The organism is Paracoccus versutus (assembly GCF_000763885.1).
Taxonomy (GTDB): Bacteria; Pseudomonadota; Alphaproteobacteria; order Rhodobacterales; family Rhodobacteraceae; genus Paracoccus; species Paracoccus versutus.
Genome location: NZ_JRKO01000136.1, coordinates 1 through 2,670 on the forward strand (window position 1 = coordinate 1; position 2,670 = coordinate 2,670).

At 71.8% G+C, this 2,670-nt stretch carries 2 protein-coding genes; one reads left to right on the forward strand and one right to left on the reverse strand.

Annotated elements, in window-relative coordinates; translation table 11 throughout:
- On the reverse strand, positions 1-386 hold a 386-nt coding region (locus IT40_RS26170), incomplete at its 3' end, for a MerR family transcriptional regulator (RefSeq protein ID WP_036761405.1).
- A gap of 92 nt (positions 387-478) precedes the next feature.
- On the opposite strand from IT40_RS26170, the gene IT40_RS26175 reads away from it, so the two are divergent.
- On the forward strand, positions 479-2,670 hold a 2,192-nt coding region (locus IT40_RS26175; protein ID WP_036761406.1), incomplete at its 3' end, for a heavy metal translocating P-type ATPase.

A 2,670-nucleotide genomic window follows, 5' to 3' on the forward strand; every position in this document is an offset into this window, starting at 1 on the left:
TTGCCCAGCACCTCGATCACCCGGCAGTCGGCGATGGTGCCGCAGGCGCATTGCGCCAGCATGCGCTGCAATTCGTCGCGCAACACCGTCAGCCGGGCGATGCGGGCATTGACCGCCGCAAGCTGGCGGCCGGCGATCTCGTCGGCGGCGGCGCAGGGGATGTCCGGCCGGTCCGACAGGCCCAGCAACTCGCGGATCGCCTCGAGCGGAAAGCCCAGGTCGCGGGCGTGGCGGATGAAGGCCAGCCGCTCTTGCGTCTTTCGCGCGTAAAGCCGCTGGTTGCCCGCCGTCCGCTCGGGCTGGGGCAGCAGGCCGATCTGCTCGTAATAGCGGATCGTCGGCACCTTCACCCCGGCCGCCCGGCTGAGTTTTCCGATGGAGAGCATGAGAAACCCCTTGAAGCTCTAGTTGCTGGAGCACCTAGGTTCCCGAATCATCGAGGACAAGGCCCGCGGTCTGCGCGGGCAGGAGATGAACGATGCGTGACGAAAATGCCGAACGGGTCGAATGGACGGTGACGGGCATGGACTGCGCCGCCTGCACCCGCAAGATCGCCGCGGCGGTCGAGCGGATGCCGGGGGTGGGCGAGGTCTCGGTCGGGCTGATGGCCGAGAAGCTGTCGCTGACGCTGCACCCGGACGGGACAAGCCGCGACCAGATCGAGGACACGGTTCGGCGCCTGGGCTTTGGCATCGCGCCGCGCGGGCAGGAGGCACCGCGCAAGAAGGCCTTCGTGCTGCCCGATGCCGCGCCTGCGACGGATATGGCGCTGGCGACGGCCCCGGCCGCGCATGGCCACGACCATGGCGCTGCCCGCGGCCAGAGATGGCATCGCACCGCCAAGGGCCGGCTGGTCGTCATGACCGGCGTGCTGCTGGCCGCGGCCTGGGCCTTCGAGCTGCTGACCACGGCCGAATGGGGCTATTGGGCCTTCCTGCTGGCCTGCGTGATCGGCGTCGCCCCGGTGGCGAAGCGCGCTTTCGAAGCGTTGCGCCTGGGCCAGCCCTTCACCATCGAAAGCCTGATGACCATCGCCGCCGTCGGCGCCCTCTTCATCGGTGCGGCCGAGGAAGCCGCGCTGGTCGTGTTCCTGTTCGCCTTGGGCGAGGTGCTGGAGGGCGTCGCCGCAGGCCGTGCGCGCGACGGCATCCGGGCGCTGGCCGATCTGGTGCCCAAGACCGCGCTGCTGGAGGTGAACGGCAAGACGCGGGAGGTTCCCGCCGACCGGCTGGAGATCGGCCAGGTGGTGCTGGTCCGGCCCGGCGACCGCATCCCCGCCGATGGCGAGATCGCCGAGGGCACGAGCGGCATCGACGACAGCCCGGTGACCGGCGAGAGCGTGCCGGTGACCAAGGGACCGGGGGACGGGGTTTTCGCCGGCTCGATCAATACCGAGGCGGCGCTGCGCGTGCGCGTCATGCGCGAGCCTGCGGACAACACCATCGCCCGCATCATCCGGCTGGTCGAGGAGGCCGAGGAAGCCCGCGCCCCGACAGAACGCTTCATCGACCGCTTCAGCCGCTGGTACATGCCCGCCGTGGTGGCGGTCTCGGCGCTGGTGGTGCTGGTGCCGCCGCTGGCATTCGGCGCGGACTGGGGGAGCTGGATCTATCGCGGCCTGGCGCTGCTGCTGATCGGCTGCCCCTGCGCGCTGGTGATCTCGGTCCCGGCCTCGATCGCCTCCTCGCTCTCGGCCGGGGCGAAGCGCGGGCTGTTGATGAAGGGCGGCGCGGTGATCGAGGCCGCGGCCAAGGTCACCCAAGTCGCCTTCGACAAGACCGGCACCCTGACCCATGGCCGGCCGGTGGTCACCGACCTGGTGCCGGCCGCCGGCGTGGACGAGGCCGGGCTGCTGGCGGTGGCGGGCGGGGTCGAGGCCGGCTCCAGCCATCCGCTGGCGCGGGCCATCCTGGCGCGTGCCGCCGAGGCGGGCGTGGCCCCGCTGCCCGCGCGCGAGGCGCGGGCGCTGGTGGGCCGGGGGGTCGAGGCGGTCGTCGCGGACGAGCCCGCATGGGTATCCTCGCCCCGCCATGCCGCCGAGCAGGGCGGAATCGAAACCGATGCGATCCGCCGCGCCACCGCGCTTGAAAGCGAGGGCAAGACCGTGGTCGCGGTCTTTCGCGCGCGCCGCCCCCTGGGGTTGATCGCCATGCGCGACGAGCCGCGCGCCGATGCCGCCGAGGCGATGGCCCAGCTTCGCGCGCTGGATGTCGGCGCGGTCATGCTGACCGGCGACAACCCGCGCACCGCCGAGGCCATCGCGGGTGCCCTTGGCATGGACCATCGCGCCGGGATGCTGCCCGAAGGCAAGCTGGCCGCGATCCGCGAGATGGCCGCGCAGGGGGGCGTGATGATGATCGGCGACGGCATCAACGACGCCCCGGCGCTGAAGCAGGCGAGCGTCGGGGTGGCGATGGGCTCGGGCACCGACGTGGCGCTGGAGACGGCGGATGCGGCGATCCTGCGCGACCGGGTGGCGGACGTTCCGGCGCTGATCCGGCTGGCGCGGGCGACGATGGGCAATATCCGCCAGAACGTCGCCATCGCGCTGGGGCTGAAGGCGGTGTTCCTGGTGACCTCGGTCCTCGGCATCACCGGGCTGTGGATCGCCATCCTGGCCGATACCGGCGCGACCGTGCTGGTCACGCTCAATGCCCTGCGCCTGCTGGG